Source organism: Phaeovulum veldkampii DSM 11550 (assembly GCF_003034995.1).
GTDB classification, from domain to species: domain Bacteria; phylum Pseudomonadota; class Alphaproteobacteria; order Rhodobacterales; family Rhodobacteraceae; genus Phaeovulum; species Phaeovulum veldkampii.
This window is the reverse complement of the sequence record NZ_PZKF01000017.1, coordinates 1-16,255: the sequence shown is the minus strand read 5'-3', so window position 1 is coordinate 16,255 and position 16,255 is coordinate 1. Positions and strand designations below refer to the sequence as shown.

At 66.3% G+C, this 16,255-nt stretch carries 16 protein-coding genes; 10 read left to right on the top strand and 6 right to left on the bottom strand.

The annotated features are described in order from the left end of the window. Positions 1–27 precede the first annotated feature (27 nt). On the top strand, positions 28–513 hold the full coding sequence (locus C5F46_RS08865) for an RNA pyrophosphohydrolase (protein WP_107324999.1): 486 nt from the start codon (positions 28–30) through the stop codon (positions 511–513). A 134-nt stretch (positions 514–647) separates the two neighbouring features. Here C5F46_RS08865 and C5F46_RS08860 read toward each other — a convergent pair whose 3' ends face one another. Genes C5F46_RS08860 through dapD form a run of 3 tightly spaced genes read right to left on the bottom strand, consistent with a single transcriptional unit; the run spans position 648 to position 3,220 of the window. Continuing rightward, a complete protein-coding gene (locus tag C5F46_RS08860) occupies positions 648–1,910 on the bottom strand; it encodes a lytic murein transglycosylase (protein WP_107324998.1) in 1,263 nt (420 codons plus the stop codon). A 59-nt stretch (positions 1,911–1,969) separates the two neighbouring features. After that, on the bottom strand, positions 1,970–2,335 hold the full coding sequence (locus C5F46_RS08855) for a hypothetical protein (RefSeq protein ID WP_107324997.1): 366 nt from the start codon (positions 2,333–2,335) through the stop codon (positions 1,970–1,972). Between the two features lie 57 nt (positions 2,336–2,392). Further along, positions 2,393–3,220 (bottom strand): 2,3,4,5-tetrahydropyridine-2,6-dicarboxylate N-succinyltransferase, encoded by an 828-nt coding sequence (gene dapD / locus C5F46_RS08850; RefSeq protein WP_107324996.1) that lies wholly within the window; start codon positions 3,218–3,220, stop codon positions 2,393–2,395. Between the two features lie 95 nt (positions 3,221–3,315). Here dapD and C5F46_RS08845 point away from each other — a divergent pair, with 95 nt between their 5' ends. Then, on the top strand, positions 3,316–4,122 hold the full coding sequence (locus C5F46_RS08845; protein ID WP_107324995.1) for an LOG family protein: 807 nt from the start codon (positions 3,316–3,318) through the stop codon (positions 4,120–4,122). Positions 4,123–4,146: 24 nt separating this feature from the next. Here C5F46_RS08845 and rlmN read toward each other — a convergent pair whose 3' ends face one another. Together rlmN and C5F46_RS08835 are read right to left on the bottom strand one after the other, a co-directional pair. Further along, positions 4,147–5,334, bottom strand: coding sequence for a dual-specificity RNA methyltransferase RlmN (gene rlmN / locus C5F46_RS08840; RefSeq protein ID WP_107325048.1), 1,188 nt, complete (start codon positions 5,332–5,334; stop codon positions 4,147–4,149). Positions 5,335–5,446: 112 nt separating this feature from the next. Next, complete coding sequence (locus tag C5F46_RS08835) at positions 5,447–5,977, bottom strand: invasion associated locus B family protein (protein WP_107324994.1); 531 nt, start codon at positions 5,975–5,977, stop codon at positions 5,447–5,449. Between the two features lie 167 nt (positions 5,978–6,144). Here C5F46_RS08835 and C5F46_RS08830 point away from each other — a divergent pair, with 167 nt between their 5' ends. From C5F46_RS08830 to C5F46_RS08805, 6 genes are all read left to right on the top strand, one after another. After that, positions 6,145–7,134: an asparaginase gene (locus C5F46_RS08830; RefSeq protein ID WP_107324993.1), complete on the top strand. Its 990-nt coding sequence runs from the start codon at positions 6,145–6,147 to the stop codon at positions 7,132–7,134. Between the two features lie 57 nt (positions 7,135–7,191). After that, positions 7,192–8,427 (top strand): MFS transporter, encoded by a 1,236-nt coding sequence (locus C5F46_RS08825; RefSeq protein ID WP_107324992.1) that lies wholly within the window; start codon positions 7,192–7,194, stop codon positions 8,425–8,427. A gap of 139 nt (positions 8,428–8,566) precedes the next feature. Beyond that, the gene (gene leuS, locus C5F46_RS08820) at positions 8,567–11,116 is read left to right on the top strand and encodes a leucine--tRNA ligase (RefSeq protein ID WP_107324991.1); all 2,550 of its coding nucleotides are present in this window, start codon (positions 8,567–8,569) and stop codon (positions 11,114–11,116) included. Further along, positions 11,103–11,591: an LPS assembly lipoprotein LptE gene (gene lptE / locus C5F46_RS08815; protein ID WP_107324990.1), complete on the top strand. Its 489-nt coding sequence runs from the start codon at positions 11,103–11,105 to the stop codon at positions 11,589–11,591. The genes leuS and lptE overlap by 14 nt, the downstream gene beginning before the upstream one ends. After that, positions 11,588–12,610, top strand: a complete 1,023-nt coding sequence (gene holA, locus C5F46_RS08810) for a DNA polymerase III subunit delta (RefSeq protein ID WP_107324989.1) — start codon at positions 11,588–11,590, stop codon at positions 12,608–12,610. Before lptE ends, holA begins: the two co-directional genes overlap by 4 nt. 81 nt (positions 12,611–12,691) lie before the next feature. Next, positions 12,692–13,852, top strand: coding sequence for a TIGR03862 family flavoprotein (locus C5F46_RS08805; protein ID WP_107325047.1), 1,161 nt, complete (start codon positions 12,692–12,694; stop codon positions 13,850–13,852). Positions 13,853–13,855: 3 nt separating this feature from the next. Here the strand turns inward: C5F46_RS08805 and C5F46_RS08800 are convergent, their stop codons facing one another. Continuing rightward, the gene (locus tag C5F46_RS08800) at positions 13,856–14,374 is read right to left on the bottom strand and encodes a DUF3576 domain-containing protein (protein WP_107324988.1); all 519 of its coding nucleotides are present in this window, start codon (positions 14,372–14,374) and stop codon (positions 13,856–13,858) included. 268 nt (positions 14,375–14,642) lie between these two features. Between C5F46_RS08800 and C5F46_RS08795 the strand changes: the two genes are divergently transcribed. Together C5F46_RS08795 and C5F46_RS08790 are read left to right on the top strand one after the other, a co-directional pair. Further along, positions 14,643–15,707, top strand: coding sequence for a porin (locus C5F46_RS08795; RefSeq protein WP_107324987.1), 1,065 nt, complete (start codon positions 14,643–14,645; stop codon positions 15,705–15,707). Positions 15,708–15,831: 124 nt separating this feature from the next. Further along, positions 15,832–16,255: hypothetical protein (locus C5F46_RS08790; RefSeq protein ID WP_210202996.1), on the top strand; the 424-nt coding region annotated here is incomplete at its 3' end.

The window sequence follows — 16,255 nt, the reverse complement described above, 5'->3', positions numbered from 1 at the left end:
GGCCCCCGGCTCCAGCACAGGCCGACCATGACCCCCGAACAGCTTGCCGCTCTGCCCTACCGCCCCTGTGTCGGGGTGGTTCTGATGAACCCTGCGGGCCTGATCTTTGCCGGGCAGCGACTGGACAGCGACAGCCCCGCCTGGCAGATGCCCCAGGGCGGTATCGACGCGGGTGAAACCCCCGATACCGCCGCCCTGCGCGAATTATGGGAGGAAACCGGGATCACCGCCGATCTGGTGGCCCCGGTGGCCCAGACGCCCGACTGGCTGACCTATGACCTGCCACCCGAACTTCTGGGCAAGGTCTGGAAGGGGCGCTATCGCGGCCAGCGCCAGATGTGGTTCCTGATGCGCTATCTGGGCCGCGATGATCAGGTGAACATCGCCACGCCCCACCCCGAATTTTCGCGCTGGCGCTGGATCGGCGCCGACGAGATGGTCGCCGCGATCGTGCCGTTCAAGCGCGCGGTCTATGAACAGGTCGTGGGCGCCTTCCGCAGCCATCTGGCCTGACTGCGCGCCCGCCGGAACCTTCGGAACGCCCCGCGGGGGATAGGTGTGCCCAAGTCGTGATCGCTGTCTTTCAGCTTGGTGTAAATATCCCCGCCGGAGGCTTCCGCAGGCGCAACCTGCGGGCGGCCCGGTGGTCAGCGCAGCATCGCCAGCAGCGCGGCCGAGGGGTAGCCATCGGCGGTCAGCCCGCGCGCGCGCTGGAACGCCTCGATGGCTGCCACGGTGTTGGGGCCGATCTTGCCATCGGTGCCCTGCGTGTCGAACCCCGCCCCGGTCAGGCGCTGTTGCAATTCCTGACGCTCGGCCAAATTCAGCGCCCGGTCGCCACGCGGCCAAGGGCTGCGGATCGGTCCCCGGCCCGCCAGCCGGTCCGACAGGTGGCCCACGCCGATCACATAGGAATCGGCCGAATTATAGCGCGAGATTGCGGTGAAATTGCCGAAGATCATGAAGGCCGGGCCGCGCGCGCCCGCCGGCAGCAGGATCGAGGCTGTGCCATGATCGGGCACCCGCCCGCCATCCACGCCGCGCACTCCGAGTGCTGCCCAGTCGGCCGCCGATTTCTTTACCTTCTTGCCCGCCTCAGTGAAATCGAAGCCTTGGGGAAGCTGCACCTCCACCCCCCAGGGCTGGCCTTTTACCCAGCCCGAGCGCGCCAGATAGGCCGCGGTCGAGGCCAGCGCATCGGCGGGGTTGTCTGACCAGATATCGCGCCGCCCGTCGCCGGTGAAATCGACCGCAAAGCTGAGATACGAGGTCGGGATGAACTGGGTGTGCCCCATCGCCCCGGCCCAGCTTCCGGTCATTGCCTCGGGCGCCACGTCTCCTGCCTGCACGATCTTCAGCGCCGCGATCAATTGCTGTTCAAAGAACGCCCCGCGCCGCCCGTCATGGGCCAGCGTTGCCAGTGCGGGCAGCACCTGCGTCTTGCCGCGGAAACTGCCGTAGGAGCTTTCCATGCCCCATACGGCTGCCACCACCTCTTTTTCGACTCCATAGCGCGCCTCGATCTGGCGCAGCACCGCGCCATGTTCGGCCAGCGCGCGGCGGCCATTGTCGATCCGCGTGTCCGACACGGCGGTATCCAGATATTCCCAGATCGCCTTGGTGAATTCGCTCTGGTTCCGGTCGCGCTCGATCACCTTGGGGTTATAGCGGATGCCGGTCATGGCGCGATCAAAGGTGGTGGGCGTTATGCCTGCGGTCAGTGCGCGAGGGCGAAAACCCGTGATCCAAAGGTCAAGGCTGCGCTGCGCCTCGGGGGTGGCGGCGGGGATCGGGTCAATGCTCATGCCGGTATCAACCATGGGTGTGCGTTGCCCGGCAGGGCCGGCGCAGGCCGCCAGCCCCGGCAGGACAAGCGCCGAAATGACAAGTGTTCTGATCGTGTGTTTCATGCCTTTGCCCGCCTCTTGTGCTTTTTGTCCAGCTTAGCGCGGGCTGTGCGGCTGGCCAATCATTCTTGCAGGGGCGGCAGCAATTCGGGCCGGTCTTCGCCGAAGAACGGCTCCATCTGCGCGACGACGACCGAATTTTCGGCCAGCGCCCTGTCCATCAGCGCGCGTTCTTCGGGGGCGATCTGGTGCCCCTGTGCCTGCCGTTCGGTCAGGGTGCCGTAGCCGGTAACGTCCAGCGGGGCCAGATCGGCCTGTTTGAGGATCGCCACGGTCTCGCGCACGGCCTCGTCTTCATCCACGCCCGAGGCATAGATCAACAGCCCGGCGCCGGTGGCCCCCTTGGGCAGCCCGTCGCCGGCCTTGCGACCAACCTCGACCACAAGGGTGAACACCTGCTGCGGGCGTTTGGGTTTTTCGTCGGTCATGCGCCTTTGCCCTCTGGTCCGGGGTGGGTGGGGTGCGCCCCTGGGCGCACCGTCGCCTCAATCCCGCAGCAATTCGTTGATGCTGGTCTTGCTGCGGGTCTTGGCATCGACCTTTTTCACGATCACGGCGCAATACAGGTTGATGCCGTTTTTCGACGGCATCGAGCCTGCGACCACGACCGACCCGGCTGGCACCTCGCCATACATCACCGCGCCGGTTTCCCGGTCCACGATCTTGGTGGACTGGCCGATGAACACGCCCATCCCCAGAACCGAGCCTTCGCGGATGATGCAGCCCTCGACCACCTCGGAGCGGGCACCGATGAAGCAGTTGTCCTCGATGATCGTAGGGCCTGCCTGCATCGGCTCCAGCACACCACCGATGCCCACACCACCCGACAGGTGCACGTTCTTGCCGATCTGGGCGCAAGAGCCGACCGTCACCCAGGTATCGACCATGGTGCCTTCATCGACATAGGCGCCAAGGTTGACAAAGCTGGGCATCAAAACCGCGCCCTTGGCGATATAGGCCGATTTGCGCACGATGCAGTTGGGCACTGCACGAAAGCCTGCGGCGCGCCAATCGGCCTCGCCCCAACCGGCAAACTTGCTGTCAACCTTGTCCCACCAGCCGCCGCCCTGCGGGCCGCCCGCGTGCATCTCCATGTCTTTCAGGCGAAAGCCCAGCAAAACCGCCTTTTTCGCCCATTGGTTCACATGCCAGCGGCCATCGGCCTGCCGTTCGGCCACCCGCAGCGTGCCACTGTCCAGTGCGGCCAGCGTTGCCTCGATCGCATCGCGCGCCTCGCCCTTGGTCGCGGGGGTGATCGTGTCGCGCGTATCCCACGCGGCTTCGATGGCTGATTCCAGGGCGGCGTTCGTCATGTGGACCTCGTGGGGTTAACGCGGATTGATCTTTGGTTGACGGCTTCAGCCTATAGTGGGAAGCCAAAGGTCACGCAATCCGCCCGAGGAACCCCATGAAAGACGAGGCTCGCAGCCACCCGTTCCGCGACAGTGTTCAGGATGCTGCCGCCGCGCGCAGCATTCCCGACACCGCGCAGACCCGCGCGCCCGCTTACCGGCTGGCGTTCACCGATACAGATTTCCTGATGCGGCCCGAACTGCGCGCGGTGCGGCTGCAACTGGAGTTGTTGAAGCCGCAGATGGTGCTGGACGAACGCGGGGTGAATTCGACCGTCGTGCTGATGGGCTCGGCCCGGATTCCGGCGCCGGGGGCTGCGGGCGGGGCCGAGGCCCTGGCGCCGTGGTATGAAGAGGCGCGCAAGCTGGCTCGGATGATCACCGTAAAAAGCCTTGAAACCTATGGCCGCGAGATGGTGGTGGTCACCGGCGGTGGCCCCGGCATCATGGAGGCGGGCAACCGCGGCGCGCATGAGGTGGGGGGGCACTCGGTCGGGCTGAATATCGTGCTGCCGCATGAACAGGCGCCGAACCCCTGGGTGACGCCGGACCTGTGCTTCAACTTCCACTATTTCGCTATCCGCAAGATGCACTTCTTGATGCGCGCACGGGCGATCTGCATCTTTCCCGGCGGTTTTGGCACGCTGGACGAGATGTTTGAAAGCCTGACCCTGATCCAGACCGGGCGGATGAAGCGGGTGCCCTTCATCCTGTTCGGTCGCGCCTTCTGGGATAACCTCATCAACTGGCAGGCGCTGGCCGAGGCCGGCACCATCGACCCCAAGGATCTGGACCTGATCAGCTTTGTCGAAACCGCCGAGGAGGCGATGGCGATCATCGAAGGCTGGAAGCCGGGGTGCTAGGCGGTCCGCTCCGGCGGTAGGCGGTCAGCCGGGCAGGCCGCTGTCGGCGGCAATCTCGGCCCGGCTTTTGCGGGCGCGTTCGGTGGCCGATTTCAACTGCCCGCAGGCGGCCATGATATCCTCGCCGCGCGGGGTGCGGATCGGGCTGGCATAGCCCGCCTTGTAGATGATGTCGGCAAACGCCTCGATCCGCTCCCAGTCCGACCGTTGATAGGGCGCGCCGGGCCATTCGTTGAAGGGAATGAGGTTGATCTTGGCCGGAATCCCGCGGATCAGCTTGACCAGACGCTTGGCGTCTTCGTCACTGTCGTTCACACCCTTCAGCATCACATACTCAAACGTGATCCGTTCGGAATTCGACAGCCGCGGATAGTCTCGCAGCGTTTCCAGCAACGTGGCGATGTTCCATTTCTTGTTCACCGGCACCAGACGGTCGCGCACCGCGTCGGTGGTGGCATGGAACGACACCGCCAGCAGGCAGCCGATCTCTTCGGCCGTGCGCGCGATTTCCGGCACGATGCCGCTGGTAGACAGGGTGATGCGGCGGCGCGACAGGCTCAGCCCCTCGCCATCCATCACCACCTGCATCGCATCGCGGACATTTTCGAAATTATACAGCGGCTCGCCCATGCCCATCAGCACGACATTCGAAACCAGTCGCGTTTCGTCCTTGGGGGCACCCGGCACCGGCCATTCGCCCAGATCGTCGCGCGCCACCATCACCTGCCCCACGATTTCGCCCGCGGTCAGGTTGCGCACCAGCTTTTGCGTGCCAGTGTGGCAGAACGAACAGGTCAGTGTGCAGCCCACCTGGCTGGAAATGCACAGCGTGCCGCGGTTTTCCTCGGGGATGTAGACGGTTTCCACCTCATGCCCGCCCGCGATCCGCAGGAGGTATTTGCGCGTGCCATCGGCCGAAACCTGCCGCGTCACGATCTCGGGCAGTTCGATGGTGAAATGCTCGGCCAGAAAGGCACGATAGTCCTTGGCCAGATTGGTCATCGCCGCGAAATCGCGCAGGCCAAAGTGATAGACCCATTGCCAGATCTGCCCCACCCGCATCTTGACCTGCCGCTCTGGCGTGCCCGCCGCGATCAGGGCCGCGCGCAACTGGTCACGCGTCAGGCCGATGATATTCTGGCGCCCGCCCTCGGGCAGCTTGCGGGGCAGGGTCAGCACGTCTTGCGTGATCGGGGCGGTCGCTTGGGTCATCATCATCTCGAACGGGGCAAAGCGTCGATATAGGGCATCGCGGCCGAAAACGAAACAGGCCAACGCCAAAGGCCCCGGCGGGGGCCGGGGCCTTTGGACCGCGCAGCGGTAATCACTTGCAGCGCGCCGCGGCTTCTTCCATCGCGGCGGTAAAGCCCAGCAGCGAGAAGGTGTCCTTGGTCTGCGTCCCGCGCCCCGATCGGGCCGAGACGATGGCCGCCGAGCCGGCCTTCAGCGCGGCGATGATCTTGGCATCTTCCTCGGGCGAGCCTGCCCAGGCGTTTTCGCCGTTGGTGAACAGGCTGAACTTGGCGCCGTTCACATCCAGATCAACGGTAGAGCCTTCTGCAAACGGGTAACCGCCGGCAAACGACACCTCGCCCGCCTGACCGGGGCGATAGGTGATGAACAGCAGGATCTGGCCCCGCTTCACCGCCACCGGCTTGCCGTCGCGGGTGTTCACCGTCTCTTTCGGCTGTGACACGCCCCAGCATTCCTTCTTGGGCTGTTCTTCGACGAACACGCTCCAATCGGTTTTGGCGGCGACCCGGTTGCTGCTTTCCTGCGCGGCCATCGGGCTACCCGCTACAATGCCAAGGGAGATCATGGCGGCGGCGATGCCGCGCAGCGTCACATTTTTCATTGTTCCACAGCCTCCAAGCTGCCCTTTGCCTCTGCCCCGCCGTGGCGGTGCTTGTGGCGCACCTTTTCCATTGGCGTATGGCAATTCAACTCGATATCCCACAGATAACGTAAAATTGCCGATCGGTAAAACCCCTGTCGGCGGGAAATCGCACATGGGAGGCGGGCATGACAGCGGTGCCGATGGTGGAACTGTGGCGGGGCGGCCTTCTGGAAAGCGCGCATCTGGGTCATGCGGTGATCTGCGGCCCCGGCGGGATCGAGGCCGCCTGGGGCGACCCGGCGGCGGTGATCTTTCCGCGTTCGTCGTGCAAGATGATCCAGGCGCTGCCGCTGGTGGAAAGCGGCGCCGCTGATGCCGCCGGGCTGACGCAGGCGCAACTGGCGCTGGCCTGCGCCAGCCATCAGGGGGCTGCGATCCATACGCAGGCGGTGGCGGCCTGGCTGGACGATCTGGGGCTGGCCGAGCCTGATCTGCGCTGCGGCGCGCATATGCCCAACGACCCCGAGGCGCGCAAAGGGCTGATCTGTTCCGATACCGCGCCCTGCCAGATTCACAACAACTGTTCGGGCAAGCATGCAGGCTTTCTGACGCTGACCCGGCATCTGAAGGCCGGGCCGGAATATGTGGACCTTGCCCACCCGGTGCAGCGCGCGGTCAAGGCCGCCTTTGAGGAGGTGACCGACGAGGCCAGCCCCGGTTTCGGGATCGACGGCTGTTCGGCCCCGAACTTTGCCACCACGGTGGCGGGGCTGGCGCGGGCGATGGCGTTTTTTGCCGGCGCCGACGCGGGGGGCGATGCCCGCGCCCGTGCTGCCGCGCGACTGACGCGGGCGATGGCGGCCTTTCCCGAACTGGTCGCGGGCGAGGGCCGGGCCTGCACCGACCTGATGCGCGCCATGGGCGGGCGCGTTGCGGTCAAGACCGGGGCCGAAGCGGTGTTTGTCGCGATCCTGCCCGAAACCCGCCGCGGCATCGCGTTGAAGATCGTCGATGGCGCCACCCGCGCGTCCGAGGCGGCGATCACGGCTCTGCTGGTGAAGTTGGGCGCGCTGGAGGCCGGGCACCCGGTGGTGGCCCGTTACCTGACCGGGCCGCAGAAAAACTGGCGCGGCATCGTGACCGGAGAGTTGCGGCTGGCGCCGGGTTTCGCCTGAGTCATTGACGCCGCGGCGTTTCGCCGCAACTCTGACCGCCGAAGATCCGGAGGCCCGATGACCCGCACCACGCTGTTTACCCCCGTGCTGATCGGGGGCGCCATCATCCTGATGCTGGGCTTTGCCGTGCGGGCCAGCTTTGGCGTGTTCCAGATCCCCATCGCCACCGAATTCGGCTGGCCGCGGGCCGAGTTTTCGCTGGCCATCGCGATTCAGAACCTGGCCTGGGGTATCGGTCAGCCGATCTTTGGCGCGCTCGCCGAACGGTTTGGCGACCGCCGCGCCATCGTGGCGGGCGCGCTGATGTATGCCGCCGGGCTGATCCTGTCGGCCTATGCGACCTCGCCCTTGCAGCATCAGCTTTTGGAAGTCCTCGTGGGGTTCGGCATCGCGGGCACCGGGTTCGGGGTGATTCTGGCGGTGGTGGGGCGCGCGGCATCCGACAAGAACCGCTCGCTCGCCCTGGGGATCGCCACCGCCGCGGGATCGGCCGGGCAGGTCTTTGGCGCACCGGTGGCCGAGGCGCTGCTGGCCGTCTTTCCCTGGCAGACGGTGTTCCTGATCTTTGCGGGGGTTGTTCTGGCCAGCCTGTTCGCGCTGCCGATGCTGCGCGCGCCCGCCCGCGCCAGCCGGGCCGAGCTGGAAGAAAGCATGGGAACCGTGCTGATCCGCGCGTTCAAAGACCCGTCCTACACGCTGATCTTTCTGGGCTTCTTTTCCTGCGGTTATCAACTGGCCTTCATCACCGCGCACTTCCCCGCGATGGTGACCGAAATGTGCGGCGCCATCGACCCGACCGGGCCTTTGGCCGCTCTGGGCATTTCCAGCACCTCGGCGTTGGGGGCCATCGCCATTTCACTGATTGGGCTGGCCAATATCGCGGGCACCATCACCGCGGGCTGGCTGGGTAACCGCTGGTCGAAAAAATATCTGCTGGCCTGGATCTATGCCGCGCGCACGGTGGTTGCGGCGGTGTTCATCCTGCTGCCGATCACGCCGCTGTCGGTGATGCTGTTCTCGCTTGCCATGGGGGCCTTGTGGTTGGCTACGGTGCCGCTGACCTCGGGGCTGGTGGCGCATATCTATGGGCTGCGCTACATGGGCACGCTGTATGGATTTGTGTTTCTCAGCCATCAGATCGGGTCGTTTCTGGGGGTTTGGCTGGGTGGCAAGCTGTATGACATTTACGGCGACTACACGCTGGTGTGGTGGGTCGGCGTGGGGGTTGGCGCGTTTTCGGCCATTGTCCATCTGCCGGTGCGCGAACGCCCGCTGATGGCGCGCACCGCCTGAGGCCCGCGCGGCGGCTGGCTGCGGAAGCCTCCGGCGGGGATATTTTTGCCAAGATGAAGGGGCGCGCGGGCTGATCTCTGGACCTTGGCGGGCTGGGCGGTGTAGTCAACAGGCGCAGAATTCCGCATGAGGGCCCGACATGTCGCGTTACGAACCCAGCCAGAGCGAAGCGAAATGGCAACAGGCCTGGGACGCGGCGGGCGTGTTCACCGCGCGGCGCGACCCGGCAAAGCCGAAATATTATGTGCTGGAGATGTTTCCCTATCCTTCGGGGCGCATCCACATGGGCCATGTGCGCAACTACACGATGGGCGACGTGGTCGCGCGCTACAAGATGAGCTGCGGCTATTCGGTGCTGCACCCTATGGGCTGGGACGCCTTCGGGATGCCCGCCGAAAACGCTGCGATGGAGCGTGGCGGTCATCCGAAAGACTGGACCTATGGCAACATCGCCGACATGCGCGGCCAGATGAAGCCCTTGGGCCTGTCGATCGACTGGAGCCGCGAGTTTGCCACCTGCGACCCGGAATATTACGGTCAGCAGCAGGCAATGTTCCTGGATATGCTGGAAGCCGGGCTGGTCTATCGCAAATCGGCCATGGTCAACTGGGACCCGGTAGACATGACCGTTCTGGCCAACGAGCAGGTGATCGACGGCAAGGGCTGGCGGTCGGGCGCGGTGGTGGAACGGCGCGAACTGGTGCAGTGGTTCTTCCGCATCTCGGATTACGCGGGCGAGTTGCTGGCGGCGCTGGACGGGTTGCAGGACTGGCCCGAGAAGGTGCGCACGATGCAGGCCAACTGGATCGGCCAGAGCCGCGGGCTGCAATTCGCATTTGGCACCATTGGCGCCCCGGAGGGCTTTGACCGGCTGGAGGTGTATACCACGCGCCCCGACACATTGCTGGGCGCCAGCTTTGCCGCGATCAGCCCCGATCATCCGCTTGCCCGTCATCTGGAACGGCATGACCCGAAGGTGGCCGAGTTTGTGGCCGAATGCCGCCGCATCGGCACCACCGAAGAGGCGCTGGAAAAAGCCGAAAAACGCGGCATGGACACTGGCATCCGGGTGCGGCACCCGCTGGACGAAGGCTGGGATCTGCCGGTTTACATCGCCAATTTCATTCTGATGGATTACGGCACCGGCGCGATTTTCGGTTGCCCGGCGCATGACGCGCGCGACTTTGAATTCGCGACGAAATATGGCTTGCCGATCAACGCCGTCTTTGAGGCAGAGACCGACCCGCAGCCGCTGAGCGAAGCCTTTGTGCCGATGAAATCGGAACGCGTGCGCTATGTCCGCGGGTTTGCGGGCGAGGCGGTGCAGACGGGTGAGGCGGCGGTGGCTGCTGCCATCACCTTGTGCGAGGCCAACGGCATCGGGCGCGGCGTCACCAACTATCGCCTGCGCGACTGGGGGCTGAGCCGTCAGCGGTATTGGGGCTGCCCGATTCCGGTGGTGCATTGCCCCGATTGCGGCGTGGTGCCCGAGCGCAAGGAAAATCTGCCCGTTCGCCTGCCCGAGGATGTGACCTTTGAGCAAGCGGGCAACCCGCTGGACCGGCACCCGACATGGCGCAATTGCGCCTGCCCGCAATGCGGCGGCGCGGCCCGGCGTGAAACCGACACGATGGATACTTTTGTCGATTCAAGCTGGTATTACGCCCGCTTTACAGCGCCGCGCGCCACCACGCCGACTGTGGCCGAGGATGCGGATTACTGGATGAACGTCGATCAGTATATCGGCGGCATCGAACATGCGATTTTGCACCTGCTCTATTCCCGTTTCTTCGCCCGCGCGATGGTGAAGACCGGCCACCTGCCCGCCAAGGCCGCCGAGCCGTTCAATGCGCTGTTCACGCAAGGGATGGTGACGCACGAGATTTACATGACGCGCGATGCGCAGGGGCGGCCCGTCTATCACCTGCCCGAAGACGTGGAGAACGGCACGCTCAGGGCTACAGGCGAAGCGGTCGAGATCATACCTTCGGCCAAGATGTCGAAATCGAAAAAGAACGTCGTCGATCCGATGAACATCATCCGCGATTTCGGCGCCGATACCGCGCGCTGGTTCGTGATGTCGGACAGCCCACCGGAACGTGACGTGGAATGGACGGCGTCGGGCGCCGAGGCCGCGAACAAGTTTCTGGCCCGCGTCTGGCGGATAGCCACCGAGATCGCCGAGGGCGCCGGGGGCGAGGCTGGCGGCGCCGATGATCTGGCGCTGATCAAGGCCACGCACAAGGCGGTGGACGAGATCACCCGGTCGATCGACAGCTTTGCCTTCAACAAGGCCGTTGCGAAGATTTACGAGCTGACCAATACGCTGTCGAAATCGGCCGCCTCGAATGCGGCCCGGCGCGAGGCGATGCGGACCCTTGCACAACTGATGGGCCCGATGGTGCCGCATCTGGCCGAGGATGTCTGGGCGCTGATGGGGGGGGCGGGTTTTGTGGTGCAGGCCGCCTGGCCCAAGGCTGACCCCGCCCTGCTGGTCGAAGACAGCGTGACGCTGCCGATCCAGATCAACGGCAAGCGCCGGTCCGAGGTGACGGTGCCGAAAGACATGCCTGCGAGCGAGGTTGAAAAGATCGTTCTGGCAGACGAGACTGTGGCCAAGGTGCTTGCCGGGCAGGCGCCGAAAAAGCTGATCGTCGTGCCGGGGCGCATCGTCAATGTGGTTGTCTGACCGTCGCACCTTCCTGATTGCCGCTGCCGCCCTTGCGGGTTGCGGTTTTACCCCGGCCTACGGGCCGGGGGGCGGTGCCTCGGTCCTGTTGGGCCGGGTTGCCCCCGACGCGCCCGCCACGCGCGATGACTTTGCCCTGACGCGGCGGCTGTCGGAACGGCTGGGCCCACCGCAGGCCGCGGCCTATCGGCTGGCCTACGACATCACCACGAATGCCACCGGGCAGGCCATCACGCCCGACAATACCACCACCCGCTATGCGCTGACCGGAGATGTCAGCTATCGGTTGCAGGACGCGGGCACTGATGCGGTGTTGCTGACCGGCGAGGTGACCAGCTTCACCTCGTGGTCGGCCAGCGGATCAAGCGTGGCCACCCGCGCCGCCGAGGAAGACGCGCATGCGCGCCTTATGCGGGTTCTGGCCGATCAGATCGTGACGCGGCTTTTGGCGGGCGCAGGCTCGCTGCCGCGATGAAGCTGACTGGCGCTGCTGCCAGCCGGTATTTTGCGCGCCCCGATCCTGACCGCGCGGGCCTGTTGATCTTTGGCGCCGATGCGATGCGGGTGGCGTTGAAGCGGCAAGAGGTGATCGCGGCGCTGATCGGCCCCGAGGGCGAGGCGGAAATGCGGCTGACCCGGCTTGCGGCCACTGATCTGCGCAAGGAGCCGGCGGCGCTGATGGATGCGATGAAGGCGCAGGGGTTTTTCCCCGGCCTGCGCGTGGCCTTTGTGGAAGATGCCACCGACACCGCCGCGCCCGCCGTCAAGGCTGCTCTGGCCGATTGGCGGGCAGGCGATGCGGTGGTGGTGGTCACCGCCGGAAGCCTGACTGCCAAATCGGCGCTGCGCAAGGCGTTCGAGGATCACCCCAACGCCTATGCCGCCGGGATTTATGACGACCCGCCCACCCCCGACGAGATCGAGGCAGAGCTGAAACGCGCGGGGCTGGCCACCATCGACCGCGCTGCGATGGCCGACCTGTTGGCGCTGGGCCGTGACCTTGACCCCGGCGATTTTCGCCAGACGGTCGAAAAGATCGCGCTCTACAAATGGGGAGATCCCACGCCGCTGACGCCTGTCGATGTGCTGGCCTGCGCCCCCGCCACGATCGAGGCCGAGGTAGACGATGTGCTGAATATCGTGGCCGAGGGCCGCGCGGCCGAACTGGGCCCGATGATGCGGCGGCTGGAGGGGCAGGGGGTCAACCCGGTCACGCTGGCCATTTCCGCGCTGCGCCATTTCCGCGCGCTGCATGCCGCCGCCTCTGCGCCCGGTGGCCCCGCCGAGGGCATCGCCCGGATGCGCCCGCCGATCTTTGGCCCGCGGCGCGACCGGATGCTGCGGCAGGCGCAGGGCTGGGGAATGCACCGCCTGGAGGATGCGTTGCGCCAGTTGGTGGAAACCGATCTGGCGCTGCGGTCCTCCTCGCGGGCGCCCGCGATGGCGGTGATGGAACGTGCGCTGATCCGGCTGGCGATGATGACGCGCAAATAGCCCCGCTTGCCAGCCCGGCCCCGACGTGGCACAGAATCGCCACCACAAAGACCGGAGAGGGCCATGACCGCGCAGCCCGAAATCGACGCCTTGGTGATTGGCGCAGGCCCCGCCGGCCTGATGGCCGCCGAGGCGCTGGCCCGCGCCGGTCGGCGCGTGACGGTCGCCGAGGCCAAGCCCAGCCCCGCGCGCAAGTTTCTGATGGCGGGCCGGTCGGGGCTGAACCTGACCAAGGATGAGCCGCTGCCCGCCTTTGCCGCGGCCTATCGTTGCGACTGGCTGGCACCGATTCTGGCGGGTTTCGGCCCCGATCAGGTGCGCGACTGGGCGGCGGGGCTGGGGGTCGATCTGTTCACAGGCACCACCGGGCGGGTGTTTCCGGTCGAGATGAAGGCATCGCCGCTGTTGCGCGCCTGGCTGGTGCGGCTGGCGGGGCTTGGCGTCACGCTCAACACCCGCTGGCGCTGGGCCGGGTTTCAGGGCGCGGCCTTTGCCTTTGACACGCCTCAGGGGCCGCGCAGCCTGACCCCGGCCGTCACCGTTCTGGCGCTGGGGGGCGCAAGCTGGCCGCGGCTTGGGTCTGATGCCGCATGGGTGCCGTGGCTGGCCGCGCGCGGGGTTGAAATCGCCCCGTTCCGCCCGGCCAACATGGGGCTGACCGTCGCCTGGTCGGCGCATATGGCGCCGTATCTGGGCCAGCCGGTCAAGGGCTGCGCGCTGCACGCGGGCGATCAGGTCAGCCGGGGAGAGTTTGCCTTGACCGCGCGCGGGGTCGAGGGGGGCGGGGTCTATGCCGTCGCGGCCGCGGTGCGCGACGGGGCCGCGCTGACGCTGGACCTGTGCCCCGACCGCAGCCTGACCGAGGTGTCGGGCCGCCTGACCCGCCCCCGCGGCAAGGAGACGCTGGCCAACTGGCTGCGCAAATCCCTGCATCTTGACCCGGTCCGCCTGGCGCTGGTGCAGGAATGGGGCCGCCCGCTGCCCACCGCGCCCGACCGTCTGGCGCGGCTGATCAAGGCGCTGCCGGTGCGCCACCTTGGCCCGCGCCCGATTGCCGAGGCGATTTCATCGGCGGGCGGCATTGCCCGCGCCGCCCTGACCGATGATCTGGCGTTGCGCGCGCTGCCCGGCGTGTTTGCCGCCGGCGAAATGCTGGATTGGGAGGCGCCGACGGGCGGCTACCTGCTGACCGCCTGCCTTGCCACCGGCCTTCATGCAGGCCGGGCCGCGGCGCGGGGCTAGGCCCTACAGCTTCGAATCGCGGATGCGCAATTGCCGCGCGCGGGTCAGGATCGCGTCTTCGACGGCGCGCACGGTGTCGGGCGATACCGCCCCGCCGCGGCTTTCCAGCGCGACCTTCAGGCTGCGCGCATCCAGCGCCGGGTCGGTCACATGCACGATGGCGCGATAGGCCCGGCCCCCGCCCGGCGGCGTGCCATAGCCCGTGATGATGACGCCCGAGAACGGGTCAACCGATTGCACCGGCAGGAAATTCAGCACCTCAAGCGAGGCCTGCCAGAGGTATTTGTTCACCTCGACCGTGATGTTGGGGTCGGACGAATTGTTGAACAGGTCAAAGAACGACGATCCGCGTTTGCCCTGCGGTTCAAACTTGGCCTGGGCGGCGCGCTGGTCGCGGGCGGCCTCGCGCTTGGCGGCGTCGCTGGCCGGGTCGCCCCCGCCGAACCAGCCGCCACCACAGGCCGACGTCGTGGCCGCAAGGGCCAATAGCAGCGCGGCGCGCGACAGGCGTTTGACAGTCATGCGGTTGGCCCCCGTATTTGGTTTGCGAATGTCTAGCGCAGGCGCGCCCGGCAGGGCAAGGTGTTTCCCCCGGTCTTGCGCAGGTTGCGCGGGCGCTGCGGCCGGCGCACCCGGCGCGCGACTGTGGCAAAGCTGCACCATGCCTGCCGTCTTTGCCGCCTGCGGGCCGCGACGCGGTTGCAATGCCCGGCCTGTGGGGTGAAATAGACCCATACCCAAATCGGAGTTCCCCGAGTTGGGGCCAACCCTAAGACAACGAGGGAAAACGATGAAAAAGATTCTTCTTGCTTCGACCGCTCTGGTCATGACCGCGGGCATCGCGGCTGCTGAAATCAAACTGTCCGGCTCGGCCGAAATGGGCATCGTCGGCGGCGGCAACGACAACATCAACTTCGCCACCGATGGCGAAACCCAGTTCCACAACGACCTGACCCTGTCGGTCGAGGCCACCGGCGAAACCGACACCGGCCTGTCGTTCGGCGTCAGCTTCGACTTCTCGAAAGAAGACGAGGGCAACGAGAACGGCAACATTGTTCTCGACAACGAAGCCGCCTTCATCTCGGGCGCCTACGGCACCCTGACGCTGGGCGAAATCGACGGCGCGATGGACTGGGCGATCACCGAAACCACCGGCAACCCCGGCACCATCGGCGATGACGAAACCATGCACGCCGGTTACCTGGGTGCCTTTGGTGACGGCGCCTATGACAACCAGATCCTGCGCTACGACTATGCCATGGGCGATTTCGCCTTTGCCGTGTCGGCCGAAATGGACGACACCGGCGAGCGTGACGCCGGCTATGCCGTCGGTGTGAAATACAACACCGACATGGGCGGCATCGGTCTGGGTCTGGGCTTGGCCTACCAGTCGTTTGAACTGGGCAACAGCAAGGATGGTGCCACCGCTATCGTATCCTCGTGGCTGCCGGGCAATATCGCTGACTTCGCCGGTGTCACCTCGGACACTTCCTACACCCTTGATGGCATCGCCGATGTTGACGTCGTCGCCGTCAGCGCCACCGCTGATTTCAACAACGGCTTCAAAGCGGGCATCGCTTACTCTGACTGGCAGAGCGAAGTTGGCGGCGTGACCCTGCTCGACTTTACCCAAACCCAGATTTCGGCTGGCTACGAAACCGGCCCGTATGCCATCGGCGCCAACTACGGCATCTATGACATCGACAACGGCCCCGAAATCGAAGGCTGGGGCATTGCGGCGTCCTACGATCTGGGCGGCGGTGCCAAAGTGCACGCTGGCTACGCTGACTCGGACGCCGACGGTGTGGACCGCAGCTTCGAAACCTGGTCGCTCGGTGTGGCGATGTCGTTCTGATCACCCGATCAGCAAGACGATGGAAGAGCGGGCCACTGGCCCGCTCTTTCCATGTCCGGGGTCAACTCGACATCCGCCGGGGCGGGCGCTAAGGTCTGGCGCCGATGCCGCACAGGATATGCCGATGGATGCCGCCCAACTGAAACGCCGCTACGCCGCCGCCATGGCCGAGGCCGCCGCAGGCCGCCCCGCAGAGGCGCTGGCAGGGCTGGAGGCGATTCTGGCCGCGCGCCCCGACCTGCCCGAGGTGCAGTTCAAGGCGGGGCAGCTGAACCTTGCGGGCTGGCGCCCCAGCCGCGCCGCCGCCCATTTCGCCGCCGCCGCCCGCCTGAACCCCGGCGAACCCGCGATCTGGGAAGGCTGGGCCGAGGCCGTGGCGCTGGCCGCCGACCGCGAGGGCGAGCGTGCCCTGCTGGCCGCGCTGCGCAAGGCCCCGCTGGACCCCGCGCGCCGCGTTGCCCTGCAAGACCGCTTTGCCCCCCCGCCCCCGCGCCGCCACCCTGCCCCCCGCCCCTCGCGCCCCCGGCCGTCGGAACGCATCGCCGCCC

Bases quoted from the DNA above. Each gene is read 5' to 3' on its own strand.
- C5F46_RS08860 (WP_107324998.1), bottom strand. From the start codon at position 1,910: ATGAAACACACGATCAGAACACTTGTCATTTCGGCGCTTGTCCTGCCG.
- C5F46_RS08855 (WP_107324997.1), bottom strand. From the start codon at position 2,335: ATGACCGACGAAAAACCCAAACGCCCGCAGCAGGTGTTCACCCTTGTG.
- C5F46_RS08830 (WP_107324993.1), top strand. From the start codon at position 6,145: ATGACAGCGGTGCCGATGGTGGAACTGTGGCGGGGCGGCCTTCTGGAA.
- C5F46_RS08825 (WP_107324992.1), top strand. From the start codon at position 7,192: ATGACCCGCACCACGCTGTTTACCCCCGTGCTGATCGGGGGCGCCATC.
- lptE (WP_107324990.1), top strand. From the start codon at position 11,103: ATGTGGTTGTCTGACCGTCGCACCTTCCTGATTGCCGCTGCCGCCCTT.
- leuS (WP_107324991.1), top strand. From the start codon at position 8,567: ATGTCGCGTTACGAACCCAGCCAGAGCGAAGCGAAATGGCAACAGGCC.
- C5F46_RS08865 (WP_107324999.1), top strand. From the start codon at position 28: ATGACCCCCGAACAGCTTGCCGCTCTGCCCTACCGCCCCTGTGTCGGG.
- C5F46_RS08800 (WP_107324988.1), bottom strand. From the start codon at position 14,374: ATGACTGTCAAACGCCTGTCGCGCGCCGCGCTGCTATTGGCCCTTGCG.
- C5F46_RS08845 (WP_107324995.1), top strand. From the start codon at position 3,316: ATGAAAGACGAGGCTCGCAGCCACCCGTTCCGCGACAGTGTTCAGGAT.
- rlmN (WP_107325048.1), bottom strand. From the start codon at position 5,334: ATGACCCAAGCGACCGCCCCGATCACGCAAGACGTGCTGACCCTGCCC.
- C5F46_RS08835 (WP_107324994.1), bottom strand. From the start codon at position 5,977: ATGAAAAATGTGACGCTGCGCGGCATCGCCGCCGCCATGATCTCCCTT.
- C5F46_RS08795 (WP_107324987.1), top strand. From the start codon at position 14,643: ATGAAAAAGATTCTTCTTGCTTCGACCGCTCTGGTCATGACCGCGGGC.
- holA (WP_107324989.1), top strand. From the start codon at position 11,588: ATGAAGCTGACTGGCGCTGCTGCCAGCCGGTATTTTGCGCGCCCCGAT.
- dapD (WP_107324996.1), bottom strand. From the start codon at position 3,220: ATGACGAACGCCGCCCTGGAATCAGCCATCGAAGCCGCGTGGGATACG.